General features: G+C 70.8%; 12 protein-coding genes. 5 read left to right on the top strand and 7 right to left on the bottom strand.

Going from position 1 to position 14251, the window contains the following annotated elements; translation table 11 throughout:
• Positions 1-125 precede the first annotated feature (125 nt).
• Entirely contained in the window at positions 126-1169 is a 1044-nt protein-coding gene (locus tag AB3M83_RS12845; RefSeq protein ID WP_412948776.1) for a GNAT family N-acetyltransferase, read from the bottom strand.
• 207 nt (positions 1170-1376) lie between these two features.
• Between AB3M83_RS12845 and AB3M83_RS12840 the strand changes: the two genes are divergently transcribed.
• The 3 genes from AB3M83_RS12840 to truA are packed head-to-tail and all read left to right on the top strand — an operon-like array spanning position 1377 to position 4102.
• Positions 1377-2219 carry a universal stress protein gene (locus AB3M83_RS12840; RefSeq protein WP_412948773.1) on the top strand — a complete coding sequence of 281 codons (843 nt, stop codon included), beginning with the start codon at positions 1377-1379 and terminating at the stop codon, positions 2217-2219.
• A 1-nt stretch (position 2220) separates the two neighbouring features.
• Positions 2221-3183, top strand: a complete 963-nt coding sequence (locus AB3M83_RS12835; RefSeq protein ID WP_412948770.1) for a PfkB family carbohydrate kinase — start codon at positions 2221-2223, stop codon at positions 3181-3183.
• A 58-nt stretch (positions 3184-3241) separates the two neighbouring features.
• The gene (gene truA / locus AB3M83_RS12830) at positions 3242-4102 is read left to right on the top strand and encodes a tRNA pseudouridine(38-40) synthase TruA (RefSeq protein ID WP_412948767.1); all 861 of its coding nucleotides are present in this window, start codon (positions 3242-3244) and stop codon (positions 4100-4102) included.
• A 285-nt stretch (positions 4103-4387) separates the two neighbouring features.
• On the opposite strand, the gene AB3M83_RS12825 is transcribed toward truA, so the two are convergent.
• Positions 4388-4945 (bottom strand): hypothetical protein, encoded by a 558-nt coding sequence (locus tag AB3M83_RS12825; protein ID WP_412948765.1) that lies wholly within the window; start codon positions 4943-4945, stop codon positions 4388-4390.
• A gap of 512 nt (positions 4946-5457) precedes the next feature.
• Between AB3M83_RS12825 and AB3M83_RS12820 the strand changes: the two genes are divergently transcribed.
• Entirely contained in the window at positions 5458-6918 is a 1461-nt protein-coding gene (locus AB3M83_RS12820; RefSeq protein WP_412948761.1) for a glycosyltransferase family 2 protein, read from the top strand.
• Between the two features lie 102 nt (positions 6919-7020).
• Here the strand turns inward: AB3M83_RS12820 and AB3M83_RS12815 are convergent, their stop codons facing one another.
• Positions 7021-7983, bottom strand: coding sequence for a response regulator transcription factor (locus AB3M83_RS12815; RefSeq protein WP_412948759.1), 963 nt, complete (start codon positions 7981-7983; stop codon positions 7021-7023).
• Between the two features lie 142 nt (positions 7984-8125).
• On the opposite strand from AB3M83_RS12815, the gene AB3M83_RS12810 reads away from it, so the two are divergent.
• Positions 8126-8821: an endonuclease/exonuclease/phosphatase family protein gene (locus AB3M83_RS12810; protein WP_412948757.1), complete on the top strand. Its 696-nt coding sequence runs from the start codon at positions 8126-8128 to the stop codon at positions 8819-8821.
• A 220-nt stretch (positions 8822-9041) separates the two neighbouring features.
• Here AB3M83_RS12810 and AB3M83_RS12805 read toward each other — a convergent pair whose 3' ends face one another.
• The 4 genes from AB3M83_RS12805 to AB3M83_RS12790 are packed head-to-tail and all read right to left on the bottom strand — an operon-like array spanning position 9042 to position 14230.
• The gene (locus AB3M83_RS12805; protein ID WP_412948754.1) at positions 9042-9605 is read right to left on the bottom strand and encodes a cell wall protein; all 564 of its coding nucleotides are present in this window, start codon (positions 9603-9605) and stop codon (positions 9042-9044) included.
• Positions 9606-9652: 47 nt separating this feature from the next.
• On the bottom strand, positions 9653-11431 hold the full coding sequence (locus AB3M83_RS12800; protein WP_412948751.1) for a DUF4012 domain-containing protein: 1779 nt from the start codon (positions 11429-11431) through the stop codon (positions 9653-9655).
• A gap of 37 nt (positions 11432-11468) precedes the next feature.
• Positions 11469-12599 (bottom strand): nucleotidyl cyclase domain-containing protein, encoded by a 1131-nt coding sequence (locus tag AB3M83_RS12795; RefSeq protein ID WP_412948749.1) that lies wholly within the window; start codon positions 12597-12599, stop codon positions 11469-11471.
• Positions 12596-14230, bottom strand: a complete 1635-nt coding sequence (locus AB3M83_RS12790) for a sensor histidine kinase (RefSeq protein ID WP_412948747.1) — start codon at positions 14228-14230, stop codon at positions 12596-12598. The genes AB3M83_RS12795 and AB3M83_RS12790 overlap by 4 nt, the downstream gene beginning before the upstream one ends.
• Positions 14231-14251: the final 21 nt, after the last annotated feature.

Genomic DNA, 14251 nt, shown 5'->3' with positions numbered 1-14251 from the left:
GGAGAGTAGGACACCGCCGGACTTCTTTTCGTGAAATGGCCACCCATCGCTGGGTGGCCATTTCTCGTTAACAACACTCACGAGACGACACAGCCTCGACCGTTCCGGTCGGGGCTTTCGTCGTTTCAGAGACGGCGGATCATCACCTGGTCTCGTTCGGTGAACGTGAAGCCGAGGCCTTCGTAGAGCGTGTTCGCGCCGGTGGGGGAGTCGGTGTCGACGTCGAGCACGGCCTTCTCCAGGCCGGACTCGGCGATGGCGCGCAGCGTCCGCGAGACGATGAGGGGCGCGAGCCCGCGACGGCGGTGCGACCGCACGACGCCGATGAGGTCGATGTAGGCGTGCGAGGCGCCGAGAGCGGCGAAGTCGTCCTCGTTGACGGATGCCAGGCAGAAGGCGACGATCGTGCCGTCGGCATCCACCGCGATGCGGGACAGGTCCGCACGGAAGAACGGTCCTTCGACGAACTGGGTCCATCGCTCGGTGTTCGACGGCGAGCTGCCCCAGTGGTCGCGGAAGGCGTCGTTGCGCGCCGCCAGGGCGTCGAGGGCGCGGTCGGGGGTGTACGCCACGACCGTGATGCCGTCGGGCGCGTCCAGCTGCGGGACAGGCGAGCCGAGGTCGCGGACCATCGACGAGAACCAGCGCTCCGCCGTGAACCCCTCGCGCTCGGCGATCGCGACGTGATCGTCGTTGCCCTCTTGCGCGTACAGCTTCAGGACGCCCTCGGTGCCGCCGCCCTCGAGGGCGGTCGCCGCGGCAGCGACCTGCTGCGTACCGCGAGCGTTCTGCCAGGCTATGAGGGCCGTGCCGATTCCTCGCCGGCGCCAGCCCGGGTGGACGGTGGCGCCCAGATCGACGTTCAGCTTCCCGTCGACGCGGGACGGATGCAGCATGGCCGAGCCGACCGCGACGATCGTCCCGTCGGGCGACACGGCCACGAGGGTGTCGCGCGCGATGTCGACGTGGCTGAGCTCGAAGATGTCGGCGATGTCCTGCCGTGGGGTGATCCAGGTCGGGTGATCGACGGCATCCGCCGCGACGAAGACGGCGTGGATGCCGTCGATGTCGTCCGGCGTCGCAGGGCGCCAGGTGACGCCGGCCGGCTGCGTCGGCAGCTGCGGCTCCACCGGTCGTCCGACACGGTCCACGAGTCGCGCAGTGCTCACGGTGTCAGTGTACGGGCGGCGCGGCCGATGGCGGCCGCTGTGCACGAGGCCCGCACCGCGCCAATGCACTGGCGGCAGAGAGGACGCCCGACTTCCGGCAGGAGCGGTGAAACGCCGGGCGCGGTAGCGTGGGGGCACCGAGACCCGACGCCCGTGGTGACGTCACGTACCCGGAAGGCCGCGTCTCCCAACGAAGGGTGGACAACCATGGCTGGCCAGATTATCGTCGGACTCACCGGGGCGCCTGTCTCGCGCAGGGTCGTGGACTGGGCGATCGCCCGGGCCGCCGAGCGCAAGCAGGCCATCCAGCTGATCTCCGTCGTCGGCGGCGCGATCGGCACGGTCGGGGAGGCCGAGGTCCTCGGCGCGGCGCAGACCGCGACGCAGCAGCTGCTCGAGTCCGAGGCCGACCGCATCCGCCAGGCCGGCGTCGCCGTCACCACGCGTGTCGACTCGGGGAACCCGGTGACCAAGCTCATCGAGGCCTCCGCCGATGCGGGTCTGCTGGTCATCGGCAGCGACTACCGTGGGGCCGGCACCGGCCCCGCCCGCGGGGTCCACGGCATCCGTATCGCGGCGGGATCGAAGTCGCCCGTCGTCGTCGTCCCCGACCGCGACCTCGGCGAGGGGGACGGCGTGGTCGTCGGCATCGACGGCTCCACCGTCTCGGAGCACGCGATCGAGTTCGCCGCCGCCGAAGCCGACCGGCTCCGCGAGCCGCTCATCGCGGTCAGCGTGTGGACGCCGCTGCACACGCCCCGCAACGCCATGGAGGTGTATCCCGACCTCTACCTCGCCAACATGCAGTCGATGGCCGAGGAGGTCCTCGCGATGTCGCTCGCCGGCCTCGCGTCGCGATACCCCGACCTGAAGATCATCCGCCGTGCCGAGCGTGGGCATCCGTCCCAGGTGATCGGCGACATCGCCCAGGACGCGCGGCTCGTCGTCGTCGGCACGCACGGCCGCGGCGCCGTCGCGAGGTTCCTGCTCGGGTCGACGAGCCAAGAGGTGCTGTCGTACCTCCCGACCGTCACCGCCGTCGTCCGCTGACGTGGCGCACGACGCCGACGCATCCGTTCGGCCGGGGACGGATGCCGCGCCGCCGCACTCCGCGCCCCGCGCTGCCGTCCTCGTGATCGGCGAGGCGCTCATCGACATCGTCGATCGCGGTGGCGATGCCGTGGAGTTCGTCGGCGGCAGTCCCGCGAACGTCGCGATCGGCGTCGCTCGGCAGGGCATCGCGACCGCCCTCCTGACCAGTATCGGGCGCGACGATCGCGGACGCCGCATCGCCGACCAGGTGGAGGCGTCGGGCGCGGCGGTGGCGGACGCGTCGTGGACGGATGCCGCGACCTTCACCGCCCGCGCCCGCATCCAGCCGGACGGGTCGGCGGAGTACGACTTCGACATCTCCTGGACCCTCGATCCCGGTGCCGTCGCGGCGGCGGCGGACGCGGCATCCGTCGTGCACTCCGGCTCGATCGCGCTGTTCCTGCAGCCCGGCGGCGAGGTCGCGCTTGCCGGCCTCGAGCGCGCCGCCCGTGCCGGGGCGATCGTCACCGTGGACCCGAACATCCGGCCCGCTCTCGTCGGCGCCGACGCCCGGTCGGTCGCCGAGCGCGCGTTCGCCGCCGCGGACCTCGTGAAGCTGAGCGATGAGGATGCCGCGGCTCTCTACCCCGACGTCTCGCCGGGGCGGGTGCTCCGCACCATCGCCGCGCTCGGGCCTCGCGTGGTCGTGATGACACGGGGGAGCGCCGGCGCCCTCGCGCTCGGTCCGGACGGCGTGACGACAGCGGATCCGCTGCGCGTCGAGGTCGCCGACACGATCGGGGCGGGGGATGCCTTCATGGCGAGCCTGATCACCAGTGCGGTCGACGAGCCGCAGCTGCTGACCGGTGACGGCGGCGCGCTCGAGCGGGCGCTGCGCCGGGCTGCCGTGATGGCGGGCGTGACGGTCTCACGGCCGGGCGCGGACCCGCCCACGCGCGCCGAGGTCGACCGGCTGCGCTAGCCCGGTCTCGAGCAGAGGCAGCCCCGCCGCCGCGCCGCGCGCGGGTAGTCTGGACCGCGTGCGCCTCCGGATCGATCTCGCCTATGACGGCACCGACTTCCGGGGCTGGGCGCGGCAGCCGAACCTCCGTACCGTGCAGGGGACGCTCGAGGCCGCCATCGCGCGGATCCTCGGCGGCGATCCGCGTCTGGTCGTGGCGGGCCGAACGGATGCCGGCGTTCACGCATCCGGTCAAGTCGCACACCTCGACCTGACCGAGGCGCAGGAGGCCCGCCTCCGCGCCGGCCGCAATCCCGAGCCGACGGCGCTCGCTGCCCGGCTCAACGGCGTGCTCGGCGCGTACCCCGACGTCGCCGTCCGGCACGTCGACGTCGCGCCGGAGGGTTTCGACGCCCGCTTCTCCGCCGTGTGGCGCCGCTACTCGTACCGGCTCGCCGACCGGGTCACCGGCTACGACCCGCTCGACCGCTCCCGCACGACGTACGTCAACGCCACCCTCGATGTCGAGGCGATGGATGCCGCAGCCCGTGGCCTGCGGGGACTCCACGACTTCGCGGCGTACTGCAAGCCGCGCGAGGAGGCGACGACGATCCGGACGCTGCTCGAGTACGACTGGCACCGCGACGCGACCGGCATCCTGATCGCCAACGTCCGCGCGGATGCGTTCTGCCACAGCATGGTGCGCGCTCTGGTCGGCGCGTGCGTCGCGGTGGGGGAGGGCAAGCTGAATCCTGCGCACCTCGTCGACATCCGCGATGCGCTCGAGCGGGTCAACGACTTCAAGGTGCTCGCCGCCCGCGGGCTCACACTGGCGGAGGTCGGCTATCCGACCGACGATCTGCTCGCCGCCCGCGCCGAGCAGACCCGCGCCCGCCGCGAGCTGGGCGCTTCGGGCGCCGCCGAGCTCGACGACGAGTAGGTCGCCCTCCGGCTGAGGCAGGTGCACCGGCATCCGTGTCGAGACGCACCGTGCGCGGCGCGGCGAGACGGACGAAGCGGGGCGAGACGGACGGACGGCGGCGAGACGCCGCGTGCCGACGTCCGTCTCGACACGAACCGTCCGTCTCACCACCGAGCGCCCGTCTCGCCACAGAGAGTCGGTGGTGAACGCCGCAGCGGGATGCCTCGACGCACACCCCGACACGCGAAAGGACCCCCGGGCCGAAGCCCGGGGGTCCTTTCGTTGCGATTGGTTCGCGAGTGCTTACGCAGTCTGGCGAGCGCGGCGCACCGAGGTGGCAACCGCGATGCTCGCACCGGCGAGGACGAGCACGCCGCCGCCGACCCAGAGGCCGAGGAGCGCGTCACCGTCGAAGCCGGAGCCCGGGAGGACACCGCTGCCATCACCGGTCGCAGCGACCGAGATGGTGACGTCGGCGGACTCGCCGCTGACCTCGCCGTCGGCGCTCAGGGTGTAGTCGCCCTGCGCGTTGTCCGGGAGGGTGACCTCAACGGCAGCCTCGCCATCGGCGTTGGCTTCCTTCTCGATTGAGATCGACTCGTCAGCCGCAGCGTTCACGGCGGCGAGCGAGCCGGCCGACGCGTTGAAGCCCGTGAGGGTGAAGACGACGTTCTCGTTGGCGACGAAGTTGTTGAAGACGACGGTCGCGTTCTCGCCGGCGACGATCGTCACGGAGGTTCCGTTGGCGGGCGCGGGCGTGTACCGCTCTGCAGTCTGGGCGCTCGCGACGGCCGGAGCCGCGAAGACCGTCGCTGCGGCGATCGCGAGAGCCGCGGCTGCCTTGCTGATCTTGTTCTTCATGGTTTCTGCTTTCGGTCGTCGGAAAACAGGGGTGAAGAAAGCGACAAGGAACTGCCTCAACCCAACGCCCCCGATGGTTTGACTTTGCCAGTATTCAGGAATCACTCAGGTGATGCAAGTTACGAGAGTTTCCGGGAGGTAAACATTCGCAACGCTTGAGGGCTGCTCGTCGAATCGGTTCGGCATGATTCCGCCTCCGACCTGGCCTCCAGCCCGCAGACGGTGCTGAAACGGGCTCAAGAAAAAACTCCTACCCATCTCAGGAGGGGCCGCGAGTCGCCACCGCCGGCGTCGGCGACGGGCCACGTCCGAGCCACGAACGGGCGACGATGGGGCAACCTCAAGATCTCCCCAAGACCAGCTTGAGGGTCTGCGAAGTTCGGGAAATCGCACGATCGCGCTCCCTACTGTGGGGATGTACCACCGGCGGCGGTGACCCGAACACCGTCGCCGGTTCTTCCGTCCTCTCGCCCGAATCTGAGGTTCCGCATGTCCTGCACCAAGGACCCGACGTGACGGCGCCCGCGCAGCCGCAGCGGCGGCACCCAGCTGACCGGGCGCCGCGCCCGCAGGCCCCCGACGAGTTCGCCGACGACTTCGCGTCCGTCCTCGAGGCCACAACGGCGGACCGCTCGACGATCGGCTGCGTCATCGCCGCGTGCAACGAGGCGGATTCGATCGGCGGCGCCGTCCGATCGCTGCTCGAGCAGAGCCGGGTTCCCGACGTCATCCATGTCGTCGTGAACAACACGTCGGATGCCACGGTGGCGATCGCCTCGCAGTTCGCGGGGCCGCACGAGGTGGCGACAGAGCTCGGCGCCCAGTTCACCGAGGTGTTCGTCCACGACATCGGCGACAACCCCGACCGGAAGGTCGGCGCCCTCAACTACGGCTACTCCCTCGTCGAAGGCTACGACTACCTGCTCGGCGTCGACGCCGACACGCGCGCCGACCGTCGCGCCGTGGAGTTCCTCGAGGGCGAGGCCGTGTCGGATTCCCGCATCGGCGGCATCTCGGCGATCTGCGCGGTCGACGACCACCCCACCGCGGGTGCCGTCGCGAAGTGGCTCGTCGCCGGTCAGCGCAGCCAGGTCGCGGCGTCCACGATGCAGCACCTTCTCCGTGGCCGGAACGCGGCCGTCGTCGGCGGTCAGTTCTCGATCTTCTCGACCACCGCGCTCCGGGACGCCATGACGGCGAACCACCAGAGCGTCCCGTGGGTGAAGGACTGCGACGTCGAGAACGCCGTGCTGTCGCTGCAGATCAAGTCCGCCGGCTACCTCACCAAGATCAGTCCATTCGCTCGCGCTGCCGTGCGGGGGAGGACCACCCTGGCGGGCTACGACGCCCAGCAGACCACGTGGACCTACAGTGCGATCGAGCTCATGTGGCCGGGCGAACGCGGCGACACGAGGGGGCAGCCGCTGCACCCGAACCTGCGCGTCCGGTGGTTCGAGCAGCTGTCGATGCTGACGCATCTGTTCGTGCGCCTCGCGTTCGTCGCCCTCGTCATCGCCTCCCTCTCGGTCGATGCGTTCGAGTTCTCGCCGTGGTGGCTGATCCCGCTGGCGGTCACCACCCTGGTGAACCTCCGGGTGGTGAGGTCGATGGCCACGGCTCGGGCGCGCGACTACGCCTTCGCACTGCTGGTCCTCCCGGCGGAGGCCTTCATGTGGATCCGCATCCGGGACTTCGTCCGGTCCTGGGCGCGGTTCTTCTCGAAAGCGAAGGTCGACGCCTGGGCGCGCCAGGTCGGCGTGGGCGGGGCGGATCGCGGGTCCGGCCGCGTCACGGCGCTGCTGCTGTTCTCGGCCGCCGTCGCCGGCACCGTCGTCGTCTGGGGCCGGCTCGATCCGGCCACGCAGTCCACCGTGCTCGCAGCGTGCTGGCCCATCGTCGCCGGGGTCATCGGTCTGCAGACCGTCGTGATGGCGTGTGCGCTGTTCCGGCGGCACCACGGCTACCGGGTCTGATCCGCCAACTTGCTCAGCAGCATCCGCCCTCGTCGCGAACGGATGCCGCAGGGCCGGTGCAGCGGTCAGGAAGCGCCCCACCCCCGTGAACGGGTGCGCGGGTCAGGCCGTTGCGGCGACCTCAGCGGTCATGCGGTAGCCGACGCCGCGGACGGTCTCGATGTAGCGCGGCTGGTTCGCGTTGTCGCCGAGCTTGCGGCGGAGGTTCGTCATGTGCGCCTCGATGGCCCGCTTGTCGGACTCGCCGACGAAGTAGCTCGTGACGTACGACTCGCCTCGCAGGACGAGGGTGAGGTCGGCCTTGCTGCGGACGCGGCGCTTCGACTCGATGAGGGTCGCGAGCAGGTCGAACTCGGTGCGCGTCAGCGTGAGCTCGCGGCCGTCGATGAGAGCCGTCCGGTACTCGACGTTGACGGCGAGGTCGCGGTGCACGACCCAGCCGGGAGCGCCGACAGGCGGCGTCTGTCCCGACGGGGTGGGGTCCGTGCCGACGGCCGAGTCCGTGGCCGGCTGTCCGGACTGATCCGCCAGCCCCGGCGTCGGCTGGCCCTGGGCGGGAAGGCCGGGCAGCGCCGGCGCAGGATAGGCCGGCGTCATGATGCGCTCGTCGATCCCTGCACCCATCGAGTCGCCCATGCCCGACGGGGAGCCGGCGGCATCCTGCCGCGGGGCTGCACCCTGCGAGACGGTGCCGCTACGGGGCCGGCGCAGCAGCGACTCCACGCGCGCGCGAAGCTCCCGCGGGCGGAACGGCTTGACCACGTACTCGTCGGCGCCGGCGCCGAGTCCCAGCACGACGTCGGCCTCCTCCTCGAGGCCGGTGATCATGATGATGTAGGTGTCGCTCTGCGCGCGGATGCGGCGGGCCGCTTCGAAGCCGTCGATGCCCGGCATGTTGACGTCGAGCGTCGTGATGAGCGGCTGGTACGACAGCACGGCGCGGACGCCGTCGACGCCGTTGCCGACGGAAACGGTCGAGAATCCCGCGGCTTCGAGCACCTCGACGATGAGGTGACGGATGTCGGGGTCGTCTTCGACGATCACCGCTGTCTTGTGCAACGACATCGGATCACTCATCGAGCGGGGCCCCCCAGGACATGAAGCAAGTCGTCCCATGCTACACAGCGCCCGTATCGCCATTCCTGTGGGCGCGCTTTCCGGCTGGTTCCGGTCCTCCTCCGGCGCTCTCGTCATAGGCTGATGCGTGATGATCACTGTCGTCTCGTACAACCTCCGCAAGCATGCTGCGGCGGGAGAGCTCGTCGAGTTGGTGCACCGACACGACGTCGATGTGCTCTGCCTGCAAGAGGTGGACACGACCGACATGCCCGACCGCATCGGCGACCTGCGACTGGCCCATGCCACCCAGGGGAACCGCCTGGGGCTGGCGATCTATTACCGCGAGAACGGGTTCCGTGCCGGCGAGAGCCGGAGCTTCTCGCTGAAGAAGTCTCTGCACGATCGGGTCCTCAAGCCCGCCGACGAGCGGATGCTCGGGCTGCGGCTGCAGGACATCGACAACGGGACGACGTTCATCGTGGCGTCCTTCCACGCGGCGCCGCTGACGGCGCTGAACTCGCTGCGCCGGCACCAGATCAAAGCCGCGTTGAACGAGCTCGCCACGCTGGGGCAGGGCGACCCGATCCTCATGGTGGGGGACTTCAACTACCCGGTGTTCAAGGAGAACCTCGGCCAGGTCATGCGCGAGAGCGGATACGAGCTCGCGATGAGCGACGCGCGGACGTACACGCGCTACCGGGTGTTCCGCGGGCACTACGACTTCGCGACCTCGAGCGGCTTCGACATCGGCCAGGTCACGACGCTTCCGCAGGGCGCCAGCGACCACCTGCCGATCCTGGTGACGGCGAGGCCGGTCGCTCGCCGGCAGAGCGGCGCCGCCTGACCGGACGGATGCCGCCGGTCGCGTGGCCGTGTCGGCGGGCGGCGCCGGCACGGGGGACGGAGAAATTGTCGCCGCACGGCGGCAACGGCCGGCTGCACCACCCGACGGCGAAAATCTCCGTCGCGGTTGCCGCGTGCGGGCGCCAACCGTCGCGGCTGCCGCGCGCTATCCCGTCGCGGTCGCCGGGCCGGCGGGCGCCGTCGGTCGCGTGCCGGGAGGCTCAGCCGTCGGTGTTGTCGCGGTGACGGCGCAGGGCCGCCGCGCCGATGATGACGCCACCGGCGAGCAGCAGTGCGCCGCCGCCGATCCACAGGCCCATCAGCTGGTTGCTGTCGAAGCCGCTGATGGGGAGCATGCCGCCCTCGGCGGAGGTGTCGATCACGGCGCTCGCCGTGCCGCCGGCAGACGTGGCCGAGACGGCGGCGATGTTGTAGACCCCGCGGGCATCCGGGGGGAGGGTGATGTCCACCGGGGCGAGCGCGCCCTCGGCGTCGGACTCGCGGACCGTGCTCGCCGTCGTGATGGCGCTCCGCACCATGCCGAAGGTCGCGCCGGCGCCGTTCTCACCCGTGACGGTGATCGTCACGCGCTCGTTCGCGCCGAACGTCGTCGCGTCGCACGAGAACGTGATCGTGTCGCCGGGACCGGCGTCGGCGGCATCCGACTGGCAGGCGTCCACCGGCGGGTAGATGGTCGAGGAGCCTGCCGAAGCAGCTGCCGGCGCAGCGAACACCATCGCGGTGGCGAGGGCTGCGGGCACGGCGAGTCGGGTGAGACGACGCATGGAACTGCTTTCGGCCGAAGGGTCCCGAGAAGTGTACCTGGCGGTGTCTACCCCTTCGTGCACGACGCCGAAACAGACGTCGCGAGATCGGCGTCGGCGGTCGGGGTGACCCACGCCTCGGCCTCCGTGATCGCGGTGTCGGCGCGCACCGCGATCGTGACGGTCTCGCTTTCGCCGGGCTCGAGGTCGAGAGTGTAGGTGAGCACCTGGCGGCCGTCGATCATGCCGCCGCCGAAGCTCTGCCCGCCCGTCGTCGTGGACGTGATGACCTCGAAGCCGGCGGGCAGGTACACCTCGCCGACGGTCCGCGCGGTGCCTGCCGGCACGCCGTACTCGCCGCCGCCGGTTATGTACCGGGGGAGGCTCGTGGCGGCATCCGCGGGTGCGTCGTTCGTCAGCGTCACGTCCAGCGTCAGCGTGCGCCGCGTGATCCCGGGGGCGCAGCCGCTCCAGGCGAGCGCGACCTCGGGGGTGAGGTAGTAGTCCATCTTCGAACCCGTGCCGTCGTTGAAGTACACCCCGAGCCGCGCGGTGCCGTCGTCGGTGGCCGGCAGCGCGCCGGCCAGCGTCGTCTGGGCGAGCAGCTCCTGCTCGGCGTCGTCGGCGCTCCACAGCAGCAGGCGGCGTTCACTGCCGGCGCGGCCGAGCGCACTGACCAGGGTGGCCGGATCGACCTCACCGGCGGTCATCGCCTCGAACACCGCTGCCGCCGCCGCGGCGAAGAACGCGTCCTGCACGGCCGGCTCCTCGTAGCGCAGGTAGACCTCGTTCAACAGGAGCGGGACGGCGTTCTCGCTGGTGAGCTCGTCGCCCGTCGGCAGCCGCACCGGGCCTGTCGCCTCGAGGAGGTAGGCAAGGGCGACCGGGTCGAGCGAGAGCACACTGCCGACGTCGGCGCCCTGCTGCGTCGCGAACTCCTGGCCGAGGCGGCCGGTGAGGGCGAAGTCGGGCACCTGCGTGATGTTCTGAATGAACCGGCCAGGCTTCTCCTGGTAGATGGTCTCGTACTCGCCGATGTCGACGACCGGCTCGTCGGTGCGTTCGAAGTCGCCGGAGGCGAGCTGACCCGACAGCTCGATGCGCCCGTCGTCGGTGCGGATCAACGATGCCGCGCCGACGATGCCGCCCTGGGTCCGCCACTCCGCGTTGTTCTGCACGATCAGCAGGTGGTCGCGGGCGCCGTCGGCGCCCAGCATCGACGGCAGCAGACTGCTGGCGCGGGCCAGCGCGTCGGTGGCGGTCGCCGCCTGCTGCAGCAGCCCGTCGACCTGGTCGACCGCGTCGGCGACGACGCCGAACAGCGGACGGCGGTCGATCGCCTCGATGTCGTCTCGAGCGGATGCCGCAGCCTCGGCCGCCTGCCATGCCGGCGCCTCGAGCTCGGTGAACACGGCGGTGTCGATCCGGCCGTCGACGGGGCGGAACGCCTCGGTACCGAAGTCGCCGGCGACGGCGGCGATGGGAGCCGCGGCATCCGTCACGGTGCGATCGATCGCCTCCGCCACGTCGGCGACGGCGCTGAGCTGCGGACCGACCCACGGCGCACCCTCGGCGGCGGCCCAGATCGGGTCGGACGTGAGGTCGCGCGCGGCAGAGGTGTCCGCAGCCAGGTCGTCGATCGCGCCGGCGGCCGCGCCGAGGTCGTCGAGGCGGCCGGCGATGTCGGCGGCACCGTCCTGTGCGGCGCGGAGGTGGCCGTACGCGAGTGCGCCGCGGATGCCGATCCACGCCGTGGCGACGATCAGCACGATCAGCAGCGCGCCGAGCACCCAGGCGAGAATGCGTCCGGCGGTGCGGAGAGGCGGTGTCAGGAACGGCTCATGCATCGCGTCGATCCTACGGGGCGCGGTGAGGGCCGCCCGCTCAGCCGGCGAAGACCGCGCGCTCCCAGCGGTCGCCGCCCTCGAGCTGTGCGTGGGCGGCGGCATCCGCGGCCGCCGCGCACAGCCGGTCGAGTCGGTAGTCGGCGATCGTCGCCGTCGCGACGCCGATGCTCGCGGACAGGCGCACCGGGACCGCCTGAGTGTCGGTGACCGTGGCGATCCGTTCGAGCAGACGTGACAGCAGGACACGGACGGCCGTGTCGGGCCGGGGGAGCAGCACGACGTACTGCGTCCGGGAGAGCGCGTGGATGTCGGCCTCGGGCGGCATGATCGAGCGGATGTCGTCGGCGAACCTGGCCGTGACGCGATCGAATGCCCGCCCGCTCGAGGCTTCGAGCAGCTCGTCGGGGTCATCGAGCCGCACGTCGACGACGGACCACCAGCGGTCGCCGGCCGCCTTCGCGCGGTCGAGGCGCTCCTGTGCCACGAGGTGGAAGTCGGCGGTCTCGCGGGTCTTGCTCTGCACGTCGCCGCCGCGGACGATCGCGAGCAGCGAGACGATCGCGCAGACGAGGTAGATGCTGGCGACGAGCGCGCTGAGGGAGAGCACGTCGGTCATGTCCTGCTCGTTCTGGCGCCATTCGCCCTGGAAGACCCGGACGAGCCCGTCCAATGTGAGCAGCGCCGAGACGACGGCGAGACCGAGGTTCGCGACGAGAAGCGGAAAGCCCAGGTCGCGAAGCGGCTTTCGTTCGCCGAAGAGGACCTTGGCCGAGAGGCCGGCGTAAATGCCGCCGGCAGCGAAGGCGCCACGGTACAAGAGGCCGTACCACTCCGTCTCGGCGGCAAGGATGAGCGCCACCTCGAAGGCGCAGAAGAGCAGCACCGTCGGAAGGATGAGGATCGGCTCCACGCCGCGACGCGCGCGAAGGCCGACCCACAGCAGCCCGACCGCAGCGAGGATCGGAGCGACCGAGGCCGCGCGCAGCTGCGGCGAACCGATCTCGTTGGCCGCGACGAGCACATAGGAGCTGACCATCGCGGTGGCGAACGCCGCCGACCAGATGGCGGCGGCTCGTGCCGGGAAGGGCAGGAAGCCCAGGCCGATGATGATGATGGTCGTCGTGGTCGCGAGGGCGACGAGCACGATGGTGACGTCGACGCTGATCACTCCGCTCCTCCTTCGGGGGTGTGCGCGACAGGGAGCGCGATGGTCACGGTCGTCCCGTTGCCGAGGGTGCTGTCGATGGTGAGCGTACCGCCGTGGCTGTCGACGATGTCTCGGGTGATCCCCATGCCGAGGCCGGTTCCCGCGATGCCGCCCTCTTGCACGCTCTGCGCGCGGAAGTAGGGCGTGAAGATCCGCTCGAGGTCTTCGGGCGACATCCCCATGCCGTCGTCGGCGACGACGACCTCGATGACGTCATCGACGCGGTCGGCGGACACCCGGACCGAGCCCCGGTCGGTGTACTTGACGGCGTTGCTCAGCACGTTGTCCACGACCTGGCGCAGCCGGAAGGCGTCGCCTTCGACCGGAAGCGGATGTCCGGCGATGCAGAGGATGGTGACCTCCGCCGCCGAGGCGGCCGGAGTGAACGCCTCGACCGAGGCGTGGACGAGCGCGGCCATGTCGAAGACCGTGCCGGCGGTGTCGGCCTCGGATGCCGGCGCAAGCAGGCCCTGGATGAGGGTCAGCATCCGCTCGCTCGCCGATTCGATCACCGCGAGGTGCTCGCGCTGAGCGGGGGAGAGACCGTCGCTCTCGAGCAGCAGGTCGGCATGGCCGAGGATCGCGGTGAGCGGGTTCCGCAGCTCATGAGAGACCACGCGGGCGGCCGTCGGCTGCTCGCGCTGCGCCTCGGCGATGGCGGTGAGGTCCTCCAGTTCGATGAGCGCCGTCGGCTCCCCGAGCGAATTGGGCTCGGCGGGCCGGATCGTGAGCCCGAACGACCGCCATGTGCCGCTGCGGTCGAACAGCCACAGCCGCTCCCGGTCGACGGAGTCGCCGCGCGCCGCCCGTGCGATCGAGGTGTGTGACGCGGGCAGCGCGGTGCCGCGGTAGTCGTCGTATTCGACGGCGCCGCCGGTGGCGAAGCGGAAGTCAGTGGGGTCGAGGTCGTACACCGCGCGGTAGGACGCGTTGGCGGCGACGAGCTCGCCGGACGGATTCACCCGGGCGAGGGCGACGGTGATCGAGTCGAACAGGGCGTTCACACGCTGTTCCGCGGACTGCACGCGCTGCAGCGTGAGGTCGAGCCGATCGGCCTGGCGGTGGGTGAGGTGGCGGAACGCCTTGGAGCGGCGCGCGCCGATGATCATCGTGATGCCGAGGAAGGCGAGGGCGAGGATGACGATGAGCAGTTCGAGCGCGACCGCGACGGTCAGCCCCTCGTTCCATCGGTCGGCCAGGCTCACGAGGGCCGTCAGGGTGAGCGCGACGATGAGCTCGCGCATGGCGTAGTAGGTGGCGACCCAGGCGATGGGGAACACCCACAGGTAGCCGAGGTTCGCATCCGCGATCGAGAGCAGGCCGATGGCGATGATGTCGAGGTACGGCATGACGAGCGCGGTGCGCTTCGAGTACCGGGCCCACGGGATGACGAGGGATGCCGTCGAGGCGGCGACGATGAGGATGATCCCCAGCAGGAACGCCCCGTGGGTGAGGAGATCGACGTCGAGGACTGCGACGACGAGGCCGATCGCGACGACGCTGAACGTGAAGATCAGCTGCCACTGCCACACCGATCGCACACGCGTGCCGATGAGCTGACTGTCAGCCCAGCGGCTCTCGTACGTCTTCATACTCCAGCCCACCCCCGCGGC

The organism is Microbacterium pasadenense (assembly GCF_047246565.1).
Lineage (GTDB): Bacteria > Actinomycetota > Actinomycetes > Actinomycetales > Microbacteriaceae > Microbacterium.
The sequence above is the reverse complement of the archived record's forward strand: the minus strand, read 5'-3'. Positions and strand labels throughout refer to the sequence as shown.